This window comes from Thiothrix eikelboomii, assembly GCF_900167255.1.
Lineage (GTDB): Bacteria > Pseudomonadota > Gammaproteobacteria > Thiotrichales > Thiotrichaceae > Thiolinea > Thiolinea eikelboomii.
In genome coordinates this window covers 221,894-238,645 of record NZ_FUYB01000003.1, presented here as the reverse complement: position 1 = coordinate 238,645, position 16,752 = coordinate 221,894, and the positions used below count along the sequence as shown (strand labels likewise).

The 16,752-nt window shown below is 45.0% G+C and carries 19 protein-coding genes; 9 read left to right on the top strand and 10 right to left on the bottom strand.

Annotated elements, in window-relative coordinates; translation table 11 throughout:
• Positions 1 to 101: 101 nt before the first annotated feature.
• The 4 genes from B5D50_RS04970 to B5D50_RS04955 all read left to right on the top strand — a co-directional run bounded on the left by B5D50_RS04970 (position 102) and on the right by B5D50_RS04955 (position 2,791).
• A complete protein-coding gene (locus tag B5D50_RS04970; protein ID WP_159448572.1) occupies positions 102 to 1,715 on the top strand; it encodes a glycoside hydrolase family 108 protein in 1,614 nt (537 codons plus the stop codon).
• A gap of 11 nt (positions 1,716 to 1,726) precedes the next feature.
• Positions 1,727 to 1,984, top strand: coding sequence for a hypothetical protein (locus tag B5D50_RS04965; RefSeq protein WP_078921477.1), 258 nt, complete (start codon positions 1,727 to 1,729; stop codon positions 1,982 to 1,984).
• Positions 1,984 to 2,283, top strand: coding sequence for a hypothetical protein (locus B5D50_RS04960; protein ID WP_078921476.1), 300 nt, complete (start codon positions 1,984 to 1,986; stop codon positions 2,281 to 2,283). Before B5D50_RS04965 ends, B5D50_RS04960 begins: the two co-directional genes overlap by 1 nt.
• A gap of 202 nt (positions 2,284 to 2,485) precedes the next feature.
• Positions 2,486 to 2,791: a hypothetical protein gene (locus B5D50_RS04955; RefSeq protein ID WP_143594251.1), complete on the top strand. Its 306-nt coding sequence runs from the start codon at positions 2,486 to 2,488 to the stop codon at positions 2,789 to 2,791.
• Positions 2,792 to 3,416: 625 nt separating this feature from the next.
• Here the strand turns inward: B5D50_RS04955 and B5D50_RS04950 are convergent.
• From B5D50_RS04950 to B5D50_RS04915, 8 genes are all read right to left on the bottom strand, one after another.
• On the bottom strand, positions 3,417 to 4,838 hold the full coding sequence (locus B5D50_RS04950) for an MFS transporter (protein WP_078921474.1): 1,422 nt from the start codon (positions 4,836 to 4,838) through the stop codon (positions 3,417 to 3,419).
• Positions 4,839 to 4,956: 118 nt separating this feature from the next.
• Complete coding sequence (lysM, locus tag B5D50_RS04945) at positions 4,957 to 5,415, bottom strand: peptidoglycan-binding protein LysM (protein WP_078921473.1); 459 nt, start codon at positions 5,413 to 5,415, stop codon at positions 4,957 to 4,959.
• Between the two features lie 128 nt (positions 5,416 to 5,543).
• Positions 5,544 to 6,281 carry a C40 family peptidase gene (locus tag B5D50_RS04940; RefSeq protein WP_078921472.1) on the bottom strand — a complete coding sequence of 246 codons (738 nt, stop codon included), beginning with the start codon at positions 6,279 to 6,281 and terminating at the stop codon, positions 5,544 to 5,546.
• A gap of 169 nt (positions 6,282 to 6,450) precedes the next feature.
• The gene (locus B5D50_RS04935) at positions 6,451 to 6,828 is read right to left on the bottom strand and encodes a TusE/DsrC/DsvC family sulfur relay protein (protein ID WP_078921471.1); all 378 of its coding nucleotides are present in this window, start codon (positions 6,826 to 6,828) and stop codon (positions 6,451 to 6,453) included.
• Between the two features lie 140 nt (positions 6,829 to 6,968).
• Entirely contained in the window at positions 6,969 to 7,538 is a 570-nt protein-coding gene (locus tag B5D50_RS04930; RefSeq protein ID WP_078921470.1) for a hypothetical protein, read from the bottom strand.
• A 61-nt stretch (positions 7,539 to 7,599) separates the two neighbouring features.
• Entirely contained in the window at positions 7,600 to 8,220 is a 621-nt protein-coding gene (locus B5D50_RS04925; RefSeq protein ID WP_200807032.1) for a hypothetical protein, read from the bottom strand.
• Between the two features lie 3 nt (positions 8,221 to 8,223).
• On the bottom strand, positions 8,224 to 8,931 hold the full coding sequence (gene ubiG / locus B5D50_RS04920; protein WP_078921469.1) for a bifunctional 2-polyprenyl-6-hydroxyphenol methylase/3-demethylubiquinol 3-O-methyltransferase UbiG: 708 nt from the start codon (positions 8,929 to 8,931) through the stop codon (positions 8,224 to 8,226).
• The gene (locus B5D50_RS04915; protein ID WP_078921468.1) at positions 8,928 to 10,247 is read right to left on the bottom strand and encodes a TRZ/ATZ family hydrolase; all 1,320 of its coding nucleotides are present in this window, start codon (positions 10,245 to 10,247) and stop codon (positions 8,928 to 8,930) included. The genes ubiG and B5D50_RS04915 overlap by 4 nt, the downstream gene beginning before the upstream one ends.
• 66 nt (positions 10,248 to 10,313) lie before the next feature.
• Here B5D50_RS04915 and mtnA point away from each other — a divergent pair, with 66 nt between their 5' ends.
• On the top strand, positions 10,314 to 11,354 hold the full coding sequence (gene mtnA / locus B5D50_RS04910) for an S-methyl-5-thioribose-1-phosphate isomerase (protein ID WP_078921467.1): 1,041 nt from the start codon (positions 10,314 to 10,316) through the stop codon (positions 11,352 to 11,354).
• 15 nt (positions 11,355 to 11,369) lie between these two features.
• Positions 11,370 to 11,711 carry a Rieske (2Fe-2S) protein gene (locus B5D50_RS04905; protein ID WP_078921466.1) on the top strand — a complete coding sequence of 114 codons (342 nt, stop codon included), beginning with the start codon at positions 11,370 to 11,372 and terminating at the stop codon, positions 11,709 to 11,711.
• 5 nt (positions 11,712 to 11,716) lie between these two features.
• On the opposite strand, the gene B5D50_RS04900 is transcribed toward B5D50_RS04905, so the two are convergent.
• Complete coding sequence (locus B5D50_RS04900) at positions 11,717 to 12,961, bottom strand: hypothetical protein (protein ID WP_143594249.1); 1,245 nt, start codon at positions 12,959 to 12,961, stop codon at positions 11,717 to 11,719.
• Positions 12,962 to 13,026: 65 nt separating this feature from the next.
• On the opposite strand from B5D50_RS04900, the gene xerD reads away from it, so the two are divergent.
• Together xerD and B5D50_RS04890 are read left to right on the top strand one after the other, a co-directional pair.
• A complete protein-coding gene (gene xerD / locus B5D50_RS04895) occupies positions 13,027 to 13,965 on the top strand; it encodes a site-specific tyrosine recombinase XerD (RefSeq protein ID WP_078921464.1) in 939 nt (312 codons plus the stop codon).
• A gap of 141 nt (positions 13,966 to 14,106) precedes the next feature.
• Positions 14,107 to 14,931: a DsbC family protein gene (locus B5D50_RS04890; protein WP_078921463.1), complete on the top strand. Its 825-nt coding sequence runs from the start codon at positions 14,107 to 14,109 to the stop codon at positions 14,929 to 14,931.
• A gap of 83 nt (positions 14,932 to 15,014) precedes the next feature.
• On the opposite strand, the gene B5D50_RS04885 is transcribed toward B5D50_RS04890, so the two are convergent.
• Entirely contained in the window at positions 15,015 to 15,716 is a 702-nt protein-coding gene (locus B5D50_RS04885; protein WP_078921462.1) for a pirin family protein, read from the bottom strand.
• Between the two features lie 118 nt (positions 15,717 to 15,834).
• Between B5D50_RS04885 and B5D50_RS04880 the strand changes: the two genes are divergently transcribed.
• Positions 15,835 to 16,716, top strand: coding sequence for a LysR family transcriptional regulator (locus B5D50_RS04880; protein ID WP_078921461.1), 882 nt, complete (start codon positions 15,835 to 15,837; stop codon positions 16,714 to 16,716).
• Positions 16,717 to 16,752 lie beyond the last annotated feature (36 nt).

The following is a 16,752-nucleotide window of genomic DNA, read 5'->3' as shown; positions in this document are numbered from 1 at the left end:
GCTTTTTCAAAGTAAAGAACTCCAATAACTACTTGCAGTTGTAATCAATTAAAAGCCATGCTTGCCTAGCTCATGCTTATTAGCATGAGCATGCTATGTGCATGTTTAACAATGCGCACCTTTCCAGTGAAATTCAAAAAACCGCCCATTATTTAATAGGCGCGGGTCAGGCTGCGCGTGATTTGCATATCGCGTTGGAAGGCACTGAGGATGGTATTCGTTTACAGGCAAGCAGAGATTGTACGGTTCAATACTGTGTGATTGATGATGCGGCGCTTGCTGTCATTCAGCAACAGCCTCATCGTGACGCGATTCAGCTTATTCCTGAAGATAACAGCCTCGGTTGGCGTAGCCAGTTTGCTGGCGCTCGCTTGATCAATGCGGGTGTGCACCATTGCAGAATTGATGGTGGACTAGGGATGTTGCAAGGGGTCTTTGCGGGAGATGGGTTATTAGAGCAGGTGTTAATCACAAATAATGTAATCGACACTCATTCTATGCACCAAATATCACTTTCAGGCCTTTTGTCGGGTTGGATTAGTAATAACCGCGAATCTAGTGGGCAGCTTGTGCCTGTGCTACTACGTCCTGCCCGGTTTTGCGGGGGGGGAAATATTTGGGTATTGAACTTTGCGAATGGGGCTACGTATGCGCCTGTAGGCGAAATTATTGATCCTCAGGATGGTTTTGATCATGTCGATGATCAGCGCCAACAGCCTCAGTCCGGTATTAACCTAGTCGACTTCGATCTTGTGGGTTTTCAGTCCGCAGTGCGCTTATTACCCGTTTACAGCTCAGCACAAGAATACTGTCGTGCATTGGCTCATTTGATCTTGCAGTTTGGCAAGGTTTTAAACTCAAATCATCAGGGGAGTATTATGGATTTTGCGGCACTCCGTCGTCAGATCATTCTGAAGGTTATTAATGATGAGGGGCGCTATGTCAATCATCCTGCTGATCGTGGCAAAGCCACTAATTTTGGAATCACCGCCGCCACCGCCTCTCGGCATGGTAAGCGTCCAGAAAACATTAGCTTGGAAGAAGCTATTGAAATCTATGAGTCTGATTTTTGGTCGGTTATTCAGGGTGATCAATTACTGAGCTTTTCAGCACAGCTAGCTCATGAGTTGTTTGATATTGCTGTGCACATGGGGCCAGGACGGGCCGGTGATTTATTGCAACGTGCCTTAAATGTTATGAACAGCAATGGAACACACTACTCTGACGTGAAGCTGGATGGGGTGATTGGCGGTGAAACGTTGGGCGCTTTACGTGGATTTCTTGCTAAGCGGGGTGGTGAGGGGATTGATGTTTTATTAAAAGCATTAGTATCCATGCGAGGCGCGGCCTTTGTTAATATCAGTGAGCACAATCCTTCACAGGAAGCATTTACTTATGGCTGGGTTGCTAATCGAGTCCACTACCAAGTGCCTGAGGATTGGTCAAGAGTAAGTCAGCCGCCCATTTCTGTGGAACACTCAATCAAGCCAGCAGTGCCTGTGCAAACAGAGCCATTCAGTAAGCCTTGGATAAAATCTAAGTTAATTCACTTGGGTGTTAGCTGGGCTGTAACAGGCATCGTTAGCTTGATTGCTTTATTTGGCTATGACGCTGACACTGAAACAGTCGCTGCAATATCAGCTAGTATGCAGGCGCTAGGTGGTGTAGCAGTTGTTATTATTCGCAAATATTTTACTAAGACAGTATTGAATTAAGGTATTTATCGATGAGTATCGAAGTTGAGCAAGCATTAACAGGTTTGGCTGATGCGTTAAAGAGAACCTTAGCTGATAAAGATCAGCAGTCAAACTGCCAGTTCCAGTTTACTGCTTATAAACAGCGCAGGACACAATTGCAACGTGCCAAAGATGCAGTGATCAGTGTGTTTGATTCGTTGTTGGATTCCTTGGATGCGGAGTTTGAGGGGAAGCCAGAACTTAAAGAGCGCATACCGCCTGACGTGGCTAAACTTGGTGGTGCTTGATGAGTGACGCTATAGGGTCTGCTCATAAAATGGATAATAAAATGCAAATCATATCGGATGTTTCTACAAAGCTGGGTAGCACAATGTCTATTGGCAGTGCTGCAGTAGCACAGGCGCAACAAATATGGGGTTATAGTGTTGATGAATGGACTGTCTTGATCGGTGTAGGCGGCTTAGTTGTGGCTCTGGCTGGTTTTCTAGTTTCGTCTTTTCTTCGTTATATGGATTATCACGATAAGGTGACTCATCGTAAGAAAATACTGGAGATTAATATGGAGTCTTTGAGGATAAAGAAGTGATTGCTGTAATGTGTTTTGTTGTTACAAATACTTATTAAGTATTTGTTTTTATTAATGTGTTTTTATAGAAGGTACGTCACAGCACATTTTTAATCCGCGTATCGACGAGTGCAACGGCAATGAGCCAAGTATTGCTGAGCTGATGTATCTGCAAAATCCGCTGATGCAAACGGTATTCCCAGCTCTGAATTCAGGATGGAGCGTGTATGGAAATGGATACACTCCGCTCACGGCGAATCTAGCGAGCGGCATTGTGACGCTCACGGGGTTAATAAAGTCGGCGGCAACATCGGGCGTGATTGCCGTTTTGCCGGAGAGTATGCGCCCAAAAGAGCGGCAAATTTTTCAATGTTTGACGGGGGCAGGTACAGTGGCACGAGTCGACGTTGAAATCAGCGGGAGTATAACGTTATATAGTGGCAATGTGAGTGCATGGGTGTCTCTGCAATGCTCGTTCCCGGCTGCGTGGCTGATCAATGGTGAGATCTGCCAGTTGCAGGCTCGCTAGCATAGAATCCGGCTCCACATACCCTTAATTAATTCCCTGCCTAAAAAGCAATCCCTATGATTTTGCTTTAGCTGGGCTATGCATTTATCACGCAATTCTTTAGAGCAATTTGAGTTACGAGCAATCGATCTTAGTACTCTGTCATCTTCAGATTCAGTCTGAAATAATTGCGTCAAAATATCGCAACTGGGCGCCTTGTGAGCTAATACAACTAGTGCTGACTTTAGTCTCATCAACTTAGAGCTGAGGATTTCATCCCATTTTCCAAGCGGGATGTTCGCGTGCTCTAATCCTTCTTCGATGTATTCAGAAATATCGCTTTTAAAGTTGGTGTCAAAGGGTTGTTTTGACTACTAAGCGAAAAGTGTAAGCTGTTGATCTTTTGACATGGTGGTGCTCTGGCTGGTCTACTTTTTAATGTAATAAAGATTTATGGTACTTTTAGGGGTACTCTTCCTTGTTATAAAAAATAAATAACATTAAAAACATAGTTTTATGTATGTAATTATGTTCCCGCATATGCGCCCTGAATAGATAACCCTGCTGTCTTATCCCGTGTTAAATCTAGGGTTTGCGCGGAATAAGTATATCGCTAAACCCAAGCTCCAAACGCTATAACACTCCATTACCTTGCCGTAGATGGGGTGTTTTTACGCCATAAAAACCAAAGCCCAAAAAAAGCAGCTATTAAACTGACCCCTACACTGGCTGAAAAGACAGGTAATAAGGCCGATTTAAGCACGATAGGCGAGCTAAGCTCTTCTGAAAGACCGTTAAAGCTTGCTAGGGTACCCACAAAACCAGCACCGACAGCGTTAGCAATGGTTTGTATAACCGGCACTTGGGCGGCGGCAAGATCCTGTTCTTCTTGATTAGCGGAATTAACGATTTTTTGGGTAATAAAAGCCCAGCAAGCGCCTAAAGCAGACCCAATGATAAATAGACCCATGATAATGGCCCAAAGCCAGTCGAAATAATAGCCTGTGAAAAACAGGGTAAAACCTAAAAATTGACCCAATGACCCCAGAAAGATAAAGAAAGACTTTATTCTTTCCGCTGTAACAGGTCCTGTCAGAATGGCTGAAAACGACCATGAGAAGGTTATAAGGGTAGAGATATACCCTGCCATTGTAATGGAGATTCCATAAAAAACCTGAGTGTATAAGGGTATGAAAATATGAACGCTTGCCATCGGCAGAGGGAGCAGAAATATAAGCCAAAAGCCAATCCCAACCGTCGATGTTAACCCAAATATTTGCGATGGAAATAGCTTATTTTCTTGTTTTTGATCAATTCTAAAGCAAAGAAAAAATAAGATAAAAGCGCAGATAATCAACAAACAAGCGATCAGTACCGAACGCATACTGCTTGTCAGCCCAATCAGGATAATGGCGACACCAATCAGCGTTAATCTGAGGAAGGGAGCTTTTGTTTCAGTCGTATCATGGCTAAATTGCTTATTCGGAATAGAGTGTAGCACCATGATGATGTAAAGAAGGGCAAACACGACATTAGCGGAAAACGCAATGCGCCAAGAAAAAAGCTCTGTAAGAGTTCCAGAAAATACAGGACCTACTGCCGCAGAAAAAGCATAAACAAAAGCGAATAAGCCAAATAGTTTAGGAGTTGCCTTGCTGGAAAATAGATCTTGAGCCACGCCATAGGAGAGCGACAATATCAAGCCTTCGCCCATCCCCTGCAAGGCACGCCCCAGAAGAACTGTTTGCATATTCGGGGCAACCGATACAAGAAAAGATCCCGTAGCAAAGATAATGGCAAAGAGAAACATGGCAGTTCTTGCACCCATCTGCCTTTTTATGTATCCGGCATAAGCGCCAAAAACGACCGAGGTTGCAAGGTAAATTAGCGTTATCCAATTGATCAGCTTTACATTACCTAGCTCATTCACCAGCGTTGGTGCAATGGTAGAGACCATATGCCAGTTCACCGCGTGCAAACCAACACCTAAACACAGAGTCCAGACCGCTAATCCTTGTTTGCCAAATAAAAAATTTACATAACTATCTTTCTTTTCTATAGCCTGCACTTTTATCTCCTTACAAGTTGATGGTGCTCGGGTTGGATGAGCTAGATCAGAAAACGAAAAGCCACCCTAAGATGGCTTTTCTAGAGATTTTTAGCGAGAGGGCTAAATTATTTCGGCATTATTTCAGTGAGCTTGGAATACGAATTTTTTGGCCGGGGAAAATCTTGTCTGGATCTTCAATTACTTCACGATTTGCATCGAAAATCGCATTGTATTTAGAACCATTGCCATACGCTTTTTCAGCGATTTTCCACAGAGTATCGCCTTTTTCGATGATATAGAACTCATCATCTGTAGCTAATTGAGCAGCTTGGCCAGCAACAGTGGCTTCAGCAGCTTTTACTTCTTGGATACCCATCGCATTGCCAGCCATCAGAATGGCTTTTTCTAGGGCTTCGGGAGACTTGGCATCACCTTTAATGGTGGCTACGCCATTAGAGACTTCTACTTGCAGGTTGTCGACGCCGGGGTTAGCTGCTTGGATATGCTCTTGAACTTTGGCAGCTTGTTGCTCTGGAGGATCATCCCTACCAAACAATTTCTTGCCAATGTTAGCTGCGAAATCAAATAAACCCATAGTTATCTCCTTCCAAATGAATGATTCAAATACGGCATGATAAGCCTGAGGTGAGTATAAGCCTAAACAGACTCACTGTGGCAATTAATCATCAGCTAAGTCTAACTGATTAAACTCAGGGTTCAAGACTAAGCTAAAAATGTTCCGTACTTGACAAGACGTTGTTGCCAGTAGGCACGTCGCAAGTCATCTAGAGTCACTTTCCCACCGCCTGAGGCGGCATGAATAAATTTACCATCACCCACATAAATTCCTACGTGATTTACACTCTTGCCACTGGTGCGAAAGAAAATCATATCACCGGGCTTCAGCTCTTGACGCTTGATGGTACGGCTAGCTTTGCTTTGCTCGAGTGCTGTCCGTGGAATACTTAAATTGACATTTTTATGCGTAAATTTGGTGAGGCCACTGCAATCAAAGCCTTCTCTAGGGGTATTACCTCCCCAACGGTAGCCAATACCGAGTGAGCGATAGGCAGCTTTTAAAATCTCCTCACGTGCCGGATTCAGTTTCCGACTCGAACTCTGGGGGCGGGGCGGAGGAGCTTGATAGCGAGGTGCTTGGTAAATCGCTTGAGAGGTGGGCTGAGCACGGCCTTCCCGATTGAATTCAACCTGTGGATTATAAAAGCCGGAGTTATTATTATCGTTATAGGGTTCAATTTCTGGTGGAATAGCCAGTGGCTGATTCCAAACGTGAAAGACTCGATTATTCTGGGGTTGATAGGATACAGGTTGTACTGGATAAGGGTTCGCTTGGGGATAATAGGTTTGATAATCTGCTTGTGCAGTGCTTGGTACTAGACTCAAGTGTCCGAGTGCCAACATCGCCCCTGGTATCCAAGTGGCCGCTGTCAGTTTGCCCATCGTTATACCTTTTAATTTTTATTAATGTGGATTTATAAAATTTATGAGCCTTATTCTTCAAGACTTAAGGTGAACCCTAGCTTGATGGCAGGCATTTCGCTACAGATTGCTTATAAACGGTAGGCTAGAGACTAGCTAGCATGGCTAGCCTGAGGGGAAGATTAGCAGGTTAGAAACGAATACCGGAACTGGGATCTGTTTCGTATTTAAGAGCGGGTAAATCCGCGAGATAGTGGATCGTATTCAATGGCCCTGCGGGAAATAATTTATACAAATAGCGACGACCACCCTGAAAGATAAACTCTTCATGCACTAAGTCAGCTAAGGCACGTGCATTTTCACAGTCATCACAGTATTCATAAAAATCTAAGACAAACTCAATCACATCTCGATGTTGAGCCGTCAATTTTAATTCTAAGTCTTTTGCACGTTGCTCAATCAATGCATAAGTTTGACTCACTTTAAGCAGGGGTAAAGGTACACGCAGCATAGGTTCTGCACGTGGAAACATGTCGTCAATTGTGACTTGGCTTTGGCTATACATCATTCTTCTCCAGTAGCTTTGTTTTTATATCCACTTAGGGATATATAAGGATATTTCTATCCCCTAAAAGTAATACCCATCTACAGTGAGGTCAATATCCCTATCCCTTCAAAAGGCTAGAAACGGCTAGAGTAAACAGTGTGTTATTGAGTGGCCAGCAAACCTAAACGTTCAAGTACCCGCCGATAAGGCTCAAGTAGTTCGGGCATGAGCGTCCGTTGGATATAATCTAAGACCCATTGTTGATCGCGTGGTCCTAAACTTGCGGTGATATGTTGTCCAAAGCTTAAACCCATCGAAAATCCGGGCTGTTGAGTGACTTCATCCCAGCTGCTTTCCGCATAATCGGCTAGGCGCTCATTGAGTTTATTAATAAAAGGATTGCGGTAATCGCCAGCCCCAGCAAAATCGCGTGCATTATCTTGAATATGATCGGCAAGTTTTAAAGCAAAGCGGCTAATCAGCTGTTGGCGATCAGCTTCATCGAGTTGGGTATAGGCAATTCGATCAAGCACATGCACTAAAAATGCCATGATTTCTTCCATCACAGCCATCCGTTGCATTTGGGTATCGGTTTGGAAGTTTTGATTTTCGATTTCTAATAAGGCTTGCATGCCCAACTTCCAAGCATTAAAAGCCAGCACACTCACGGTGTCTTCTAAGGAAACTTCTCGGGTTTGATTATTCCACTTGGTTTTTAAGCGAATGCGCATGGCGATATCCTGCTAAGTTTATAAGCAAAGCCCCCAACGATGGGGGCGCTGATAAGCTAGCTTACTGCACAATACGCCTGACCGTCGACCTACCTAGGGGAGGTAAGGGGGCAAATGGACCTGCGTGGTATTTCCATTTATAAGCAGGATCATCGACATGGCGTAACCAATACAATTTGCCCGAATTACGCCAAGGATCGAGAATAATACCTGTGTCAAAGGGCTGGCCTTTGGCAGTAACTAGCAAGGTACTATGTTCGCGCCAAGGGTCACCGCGATTGGAAACCCCCCAATACACATCCATTGTTTGCATATTTTTGCGGCGTGCCATTGTGATCATTGCATCCGCCCAGTCGGTGCATAAACCCTTCGGTCTGAGCTTGGCATTACGCAAGGTATTGTGATACATGGGTGGCCAAGTTAAGCCCCATTCATTGGCAAGTTTCATGGGGTAAACATAAGAGTCATAAGCCAAGTCCATCGCTTCATCGCGGCTAATATAGGGGCCAAGCGACATTATAGCACCTGCTAGCTCACGAATATTACGCTCAGTTCTGGAGTCCATTTCCGCCAGTTGCGCTCGGCCACTTGGTGTAACGACTACATTGTCATAGCGTATTGCACAAGCCGATAAAACGAGTGACGCTAAGCCAAGTGTTATTATTCTTTTAGGAGCAATCATGAATTACTCTTCCTTTTTAAAATACATGAGATAATTAACATTAATATCTTTGCCAAGTCGATAGCTTTGAAAAAGGGGGTTATACGTCATTCCCGTCATATCTTGTAAGTTTAGCTGAGCTTGGCGTGCTGCGAATTCCAATTCAGAGGGACGGATAAATTTAGCGTATTCATGGGTACCTTTGGGCAGCATATTGAGCAGATATTCCGCACCGACCACCGCCAGCATAAAGGCTTTAAAGTTGCGATTTATCGTGGAAAAAAATACTGCCCCCCCCGGCTTGACTAATTGAGCACAAGCACGAATCACCGATTCTGGAGCAGGGACATGTTCAAGCATTTCCATGCAAGTGACAATATCGTAGTGTTCGGGTTCTTGTGCAGCTAAGTCCTCTACACTGATTTGTTGATAATCGACTGTTACTTGTGAGTCTAGCGCATGTAGGCTCGCTACAGACAAAGGACCTGCCCCTAAATCAATCCCTGTTACCTTAGCGCCTCGTCGGGCCATACTTTCGGCCAAAATACCACCACCACATCCGACATCGAGTACCCGTTTATGGCTTAAGGGTGCGTGATCATCAATATAATTGAGGCGCAAAGGATTGATGGCATGTAAGGGTTTAAATTCGCTTTCAGGATCCCACCAGCGATGCGCAATGCTTTCAAATTTACGAATTTCACTTGGGTCTACATTCAGCTCAGCGTTCATCCCGCAGTTTCTCCAATTAGACTTTGCCAGTGTTGAGCGGACTTAATGAGCTCCGCTTCATTGAGGGTGCTAAGTTTACGCTCTTCTAACAAGGCTTTACCAGCGACCCAAACCCAACTGACTTGTTCGCGGGTCGTGCAATAGACTAAATGCGAAATAGGATCATACATGGGCTGCGCCTCTAAACCACCTAAATTAATTGTAATCAAATCAGCACTCTTGCCAATTTCAATCGAGCCAATCGCTTGGTCTAAGCCTAAGGCTTTAGCGCCATTAATGGTTGCCATGCGTAGCACTTGATGAGCGGATACCACACTGGCATCTTGATCGACTGCTTTGGCTAATAAGGCTGCAGTCCGCATTTCACCGAACAGATCTAAATCATTATTACTGGCATTGCTATCGGTGCCTAAGGCCACATTCACACCCGCAGCGATGAGCTGGGCGACAGGGCAAAAGCCACTCGCTAGTTTTAAATTTGATTCAGGGCAGTGAATGACTTGTACTTGTTTATACGCTAATAAAGCGATTTCGGATGTGTTCAATTGAGTTAAATGCACGGCTAAAAAGCGTTGATTGAGCAAACCTAAGCGCTCAAACCGTGCCAACGGGCGTTCTTGGTTTAAGGCCACCGCTTGAGCCACTTCCTGCGCCGTTTCATGCATATGGATATGGATCGGAAGTTTAAAGGCTTCCGCTAAGGATTGCAGGCGTTGCAAAGACTGATCAGACACCGTATAGGGTGCGTGTGGAGCGAAGCAGAGACTAATTAAAGGATCATCTTTTACCTGTTCGCGCAGGGCTAGGCCGCGCTGTAAGTAAGTATCCACATCAGCAGCATAAGTAGTTGGAAAATCAACCAAGATCATGCCGAGGGAGGCACGTATTCCGCTTTCTTGAACCGCTTTAACCGTTTCCTCAGCAAAGAAATACATATCATTAAAACAAGTCGTACCCGAGCGCAGCATTTCTGCAATCGCAAGCTTCGACCCTTCATAGACAAATTGCTGATTAGCCCATTGGCGTTCAGCAGGCCAGATATGTTCTTGCAGCCATGCCATTAACGGCAAATCATCCGCTAACCCTTTTAGTAAACTCATCGCAGCATGCGTGTGAGCATTAATTAAGCCGGGGAGGATGGCTTGTTGTGGAAGTACGACAGTTTTGGTGGCTTGATAGGTCGCTTCAGCGTCTGCCTCAGGCAAAATAGCCAGTATTTTTCCCGCATGAACCGCGACGGCATGCTGCTTAAGGACTTGGTCTGTCTGATTAACAGTAATAACCCAACCGGGTTTGATTAATAAATCAATCTGCATAATGCTGTTGTTGCTCGAATAATGTTGTAAAATCGCACCTAATACCCCTTAGTTTTGAGTGCCCTTATGCCACCACACGATACAATTCGAGCTGTCGAATGGAAAGATAATCATCTGATTTTGCTCGATCAACGCAAATTGCCCCATGCAGAGCATTATTTGCAACTTTATAGTGCAGAAGATACCGCTGAAGCGATTCGCAATATGGTCGTGCGAGGTGCACCTGCGATTGGGATTGCCGCTGCTTATGGTTTATTGATGGCTGCGCGCAAAGCGTTTAAACAATATCCTCATGATTGGCGTGCGCGTCTGCAGCCTGATATTGAAGTATTAGCCGCTGCACGGCCAACAGCAGTCAATTTACATTGGGCTTTGCAACGTATGCTGAAAGCACTGGATGAGCACGATGCCGATCCTATCCATACCTTGATGGCCGTTGCCCAGCAGATTCATCAAGCAGATATCGAAGCTAATCATCGGATGGCCTTATTAGGCAGTGAGTTGATTAAACCGACTCATGGTGTCCTGACGCATTGTAATACGGGTTCATTAGCGACCGGCGGTTATGGCACGGCTTTAGGGGTGATCCGTGCAGCTTACGGTGAAGGCAAAATTGAGCAAGTCTATGCTGATGAGACTCGCCCGTGGTGGCAAGGTTCGCGCTTAACGGCTTGGGAGTTAATGCGTGACAAAATTCCAACTCAGCTGATTTGTGAAGGGGCCGCCGCCCATTTAATGAAGTTGGGCAAAATTTCATGGGTCATTGTGGGTGCAGATCGGGTGGCTGCTAATGGTGATGTTGCGAATAAAATCGGTACTTATAGCCTTGCAGTATTAGCCCGTTTTCATGGGGTGCGTTTTATGGTGGTCGCACCGACGAGCACGATTGATCTAGAAACTGTATCAGGGGAGCAGATTCCGCTAGAAGAGCGCTCAGCCGATGAAATCCTCAATGTTAATCAACAGCGGATTGCAGCCCCTCAAGTGGGGGCATGGAATCCAGCCTTTGATGTAACACCGGGGAAATTAGTCGATATCCTGGTCACAGAAAAGGGTATTGTGCTTCGCCCCGATACTGAAAAACTTAGTACTTTAATGCAGTCTTAGGCTCTAGGGTTAAGCATGTGGCATTCGATTGTTAGCTACGCTAGTTTGCAAGCTCGGCCTGAGTATGGTTTTACCTTAACACGGGGTTGGGATACCAAGCAGGGCTTAGTAGTGCTTTATGCAGAGCAAGTCTATGCGTATGAAAATAGTTGCCCTCATCAACAAGTCGCCCTCAATTGGAGTCCGCACACTTTTTTAGACCCAAATCACGAGTTTATCCAATGCAGTATGCACGGTGCTTGGTTTCAGCCGGATACCGGATTGTGTGTACGCGGTCCTTGTTTGCATCGGCAATTGCGGTCTTTCCCTGTTCGCATTCAGCAAGATCAAATACAAGTTTGGTTTGAGTTTAATTAACTCTATTAAGCAGCCGTGTGTTTGGTCAGGGTTGCTATCAGTTGGCGAATATCGCGGTTTAAATAATGCGTAAAAAATAATTGGGGTAGTTGTAAGTAAGTACGTCGATGCAAGGGGATTTTGGATAACACACAGGGGTATTCGTGTCCATGACATAAGCCTAAAGCGACTTTTTGTAGCGGTTCTTTGATTTGCCGTTTAAAGAGTTCAGTACTTAAATAGTTTGACACCGGATTGTGATCAGTGGGGCGAAAATTAGCATGTTGGATGTCCATAATTTCGCGGTAAGGGTGAAAATCTTGCTGCACACTGTATAAATCATCGGTCACCCAATCATAAAACGCCGTGCAAACCACAATACCGTGCTCAAAGCAGAGTAAAGCATATAAATAATGTAGACGACTGAGACCTTCAAGCTGAGTGAAGGGCTGGAGAGCGAGTAAGCCTTTACCCTTGGCACTCAGCAGAGCATGCAAGGCCTCTTGACTCGGATTGGTTTCATGCGGCAAGAGTTGCAAAATAGCGCGGCTTTCTAATAAGAAGAAATGGCACTCACCCTTTTCTAACTGAGTTTTTAATTCTGCTTGGGTTAAAGAGGGGAAAAATTCGTTAACATTATCCTGCAACCAAGTTTCTAATTGGCGGGTATAGTTGTGTTGAAGTAGTTTGGCATCTAAAGAGCAGGTCAATTGCTGGCATTGCTGGACTAATTGTGCTAGTAGGTTTTGTTGTTGCTGAATCCAAGCTTGGTTACGTGCCAAATGTTCGTTATTTTCTTGGATACTCGGCTGGGTTTTGATCCAAACCAATAAAACCAGTATCAGACTGAGTAGGGGTAATAGCCAATTATTTGTCAGTGCTCCTAAAACAAACATACCGACTAAAATGCTCAGGATAAATAAGCGTGGAGCATAATAGGTGGTACGACTACGGTTGAGTTCGCTACGGCGTGCCAGCAGTTGGCTAAGATTCGCATGCTGCGGCAATAACTGTGCTTGCGGCGGATAAAAGCTGAACCAATAATCATGGGCAGCTTGCTTACTATGCAGGACTTCTTGGCCATTGACACAGCCACAGCCTAGATTGCTAAAAACTTCATAAGCTAGTAAGTCTGCTTGCGTATCGGTCGCGGGGATAATATCTTCAAGGGTAATCGGCGTGCTAGGCTCTGGTTGGGCCGCTTGTGACTGGCTTTCACGATAGAGCTTGCGTGCTAGCAAACTACTGTGATAATCAATAGAATTATGCATGAATAAAAGCCCTTTATTATTTTGTTTGAACATAGCATGGAATGTCCTGCTAATCTATCAAGACAATGAATATCTTAAAAAAATCCCGAACTATCGAAACTGAGTTCCCTTGCAATGAAACGGATTTATTAGATCGTTTTTTGGATGCCTTTTGGGCAGAGCGGGGTGCGGCGAAAAATACTTTAGATGCCTATCGCAGTGATTTGCTCGGCTTATGCAGTTGGCTAGCTTCTGAAGGTAAGCAATTAGAGACGGCGGATCGCAATGATCTACAAGATTATTTCGTCGAATTATTTAAAGCAGGTGCTAAACCCTCAAGTTCAGCACGCTTATTATCCGGGATGCGGCGTTTTTATCGCTATCTGCTGCGTGAAGGGGTTATTCAAGCCGACCCGACCGGAAATTTGGAGGCCCCCCGTCCACAACGTTTATTACCCGATGCCTTATCCGAGGCTGATGTGGAGCAATTATTGCAAGCTCCCGAGGTCGATTCAGCTTTGGGTTTGCGCGATCGTGCTATGTTAGAGCTATTGTATGCAACCGGTTTGCGTGTTTCAGAGTTGACAGGTTTGACTCAAGGGCAGCTGTCTTTGCATCATGGGGTGGTGCGGGTTTTAGGCAAAGGCGGTAAAGAACGCTTAGTCCCTTTAGGTGAAGAAGCTCAGGATTGGGTCAGCCGCTATTTGCAAATTGCCCGTCCAGAGTTAATGCAAGGCCATACTGTTTGTGCTCAGGTGTTTGTGACTGGGCGTGGTGCAGGTATGACCCGTCAAGCGTTTTGGTATTTGATTAAGCGTTATGCGGCTGAGGCTGGAATTAGTAAACCGCTCTCACCGCATACCTTACGGCATGCCTTTGCTACTCATTTATTGAATCATGGGGCGGATTTGCGGGTTGTGCAGTTGTTGCTAGGCCATAGTGATATGTCGACCACGCAGATTTATACGCATGTCGCCAAAGCACGCTTACAAGATTTGCACCGCCAGCATCATCCTCGGGGCTAATATTAAGTTAACTTTGAGAACTTTTGGCTGAATAAAATTTCAAACTAGGATGCTTCCTAAGGTCAATGGGATTTAAGTTTGCCTTATGCTATCTTGGGACGACTGCTCTTTTAATTTTACTGATGGAAAGAAACAAAAGTGATGAATAAAAAAACCATGCTGAGCGCCTTAGTGGCCAGCTTATTAATCATAGGCTTAGCGAATGCAGAAGATAAAGCAGCAGTTGCACCTGCAGCCAGTACTGAAACCACCGCCACAACCGCGACCGCTGCGGCACCCGCCGCCAGTTCTGCGGCCGCATCCATTGATACGGCGAGTTTGAATGAAAAATTAAAGCCTTTATTTGGAAGTGCCGCTGATTCGATTAATCCCACTCCAGTGAATGGGATTTATGAAGCTAAATTTGGCACAGAGCTAGTTTATGTCTCGGCGGATGGTCGCTATTTCTTTAGTGGCGATTTAATTGATGGCGCAACACGCACTAATTTATCAGAACAATCCCGCACGGTTGAACGCAAAGCGATGCTTTCGAAGATTGAAGAAAAAGATGCAGTCATTTTTAAGGCTAAAGGTGAGCAAAAGCATCTATTGACGGTTTTTACTGATGTTGATTGTGGCTATTGTGTCAAGCTGCATAAAGAAGTTCCGCAATTAAACGAAGCGGGTGTGAGCGTGCGCTATTTAGCGTATCCGCGTGCGGGCGTTGGCTCAGAGAGTTATAAGAAAATTGTTAATGTTTGGTGTGCGGATGATAAATTAGATGCGATGACCAAATCCAAAGCGGGTGAAACTATAGCGACCAAAGAATGTGAAAATCCGGTTGCCAAAGAGTTTGAGTTAGGTCAAAAGCTAGGGGTTAATGGTACCCCAGCTTTATTTACCGAAGATGGCACGATGATTCCGGGGTATCGCCCTGCGGATCAGTTAGTGAAAATTCTGGATGATATGAAAACTAAAGTGAATTAGGCTTAAGTTTTCAGGGTTTCCAAAAGCAAAAGGGGCTGTTTTGCCCCTTTTGCTTTAAGGCTAAACCGATCATGCTAGGTATGCTAAGCAGGTAAATCGAATAACAATACTTCAGCTAAATCTTTGCCGAGCAGGTTAAGCGCTGTTCCCGCTGTAAACGCCACACCATCACCTGCAGTGAGCGTTAAGCCCGCTAACTCGAGTGAACCGCTAGCAACAAATAGATAAGCCAACCGCTCAGGAGCTAATAAGTAGTCACGTGCTTGACCACTGCCTAGTAAGCTTGCATAGAGCCGTGCTTCGGTATTGGTTGCTAATGAGCCAGAAGCTCCGTCAGGGGAAATTAATAAGCGCCAACCAGCCGCTTTTTCAGCATCACTCACGGCGATTTGTGCATAGCTAGGTTGAGTATTGCGTTGGGTCGGCAGCAGCCAAATTTGTAAAAAATGTGTCCCTTGATGGGTTGATGGATTGTACTCAGAATGAGTAATGCCAGTCCCTGCGGACATACGTTGCACCTCACCTTTGCGAATCACGCTGCCATTGCCCATGCTATCTTGATGCGCTAATTCACCTTCCAGCACATAACTGACAATTTCCATATTATTATGGGGGTGCAGCGGGAAGCCAGCTCCTGCAGTGATACGATCATCATTAATCACTCGCAGGACAGAAATCCCCATCTGCTTAGGGTCATAATATTCACCAAAAGAAAAGCTGTGTTTACTATCTAACCAGTGGTTTTGAAAGTGACCTCGTTCATTGGCCGGTCTAAGCTGTAACATTTTCGTCCTCCGACGCTAGGTTATGACGGTATTTTGTATACGAGTAGTTTAGCTTTGACTATAAGTTAGTGTAACTCGTCTTACGTTAGGTATTAGATAACTTAAGGTTGAAAATCCGATGAGCCATTTTGATGATCTGTTTTGGTTAGTGGAAGTGGTCGAGGCTGGAACCCTCAGTGCTGCAGCTGAAAAGCATCATGTGACTAGTGCGGCGGTGAGTAAACGGCTGCGTCTATTGGAAGAGCGCTTAGGTGTTAAGCTGTTGGTGCGTACTACCCGCCATTTGCGTACTACAGAAGCGGGAGCGCTGTATTATCAGCGAGGCAAAACCCTCTTAGAGGAGTTTAATGAACTAGAGGAAAACATTGCCTCGACCAGTGAGCGGTTGTGCGGCAATCTCCGCATTAATGTGCCATTGTCGTTTGGGATGCAAGTTCTGATGCCGCCGATTCATGAGTTCATGCAGATCTATCCGCAATTGCAGATCAGTTTACATTTAGATGATCGGTTTATTGATATTCTAAACAGTGATTATGATTTAGTGATTCGAGTCGGGCAGCTACAGGATTCTTCGATGGTGGCGCAGCGGATTGCCAATAGTTATTTAGTGTGTTGTGCTGCCCCAAGCTATTTAGCTAAACAAGGTATACCTCAAAGTCCTGCTGAATTAAGCCAGCATAATTGTTTGCTTTATCAACATAGTGCGCCGATGCATATCTGGCAGTTTCAGAAGGATCAAGTGAATCAACCCGTTACTGTGCAGGGTGATTTAGCGGCGAATAATGGCGATATACTCTGTCAGGCAGCGATCCTCGGGCAAGGTATTATCCACCAGCCTGCTTTTATTGTGCGTCAAGCCTTAGCGAGTGGGCAATTAGTACAGATTCTCAAAGATTATTCCTCGCCGCTGATTAGTGCCTATGCGATGTATCCCACTCGCCATTTTCTGCCGATGAAAATTCGGCGTTTGATTGAATTTTTACAGCAACGGCTAGCATAAGCCTATTTCGAGAGGCCAGAGAGGCTGATACAATCA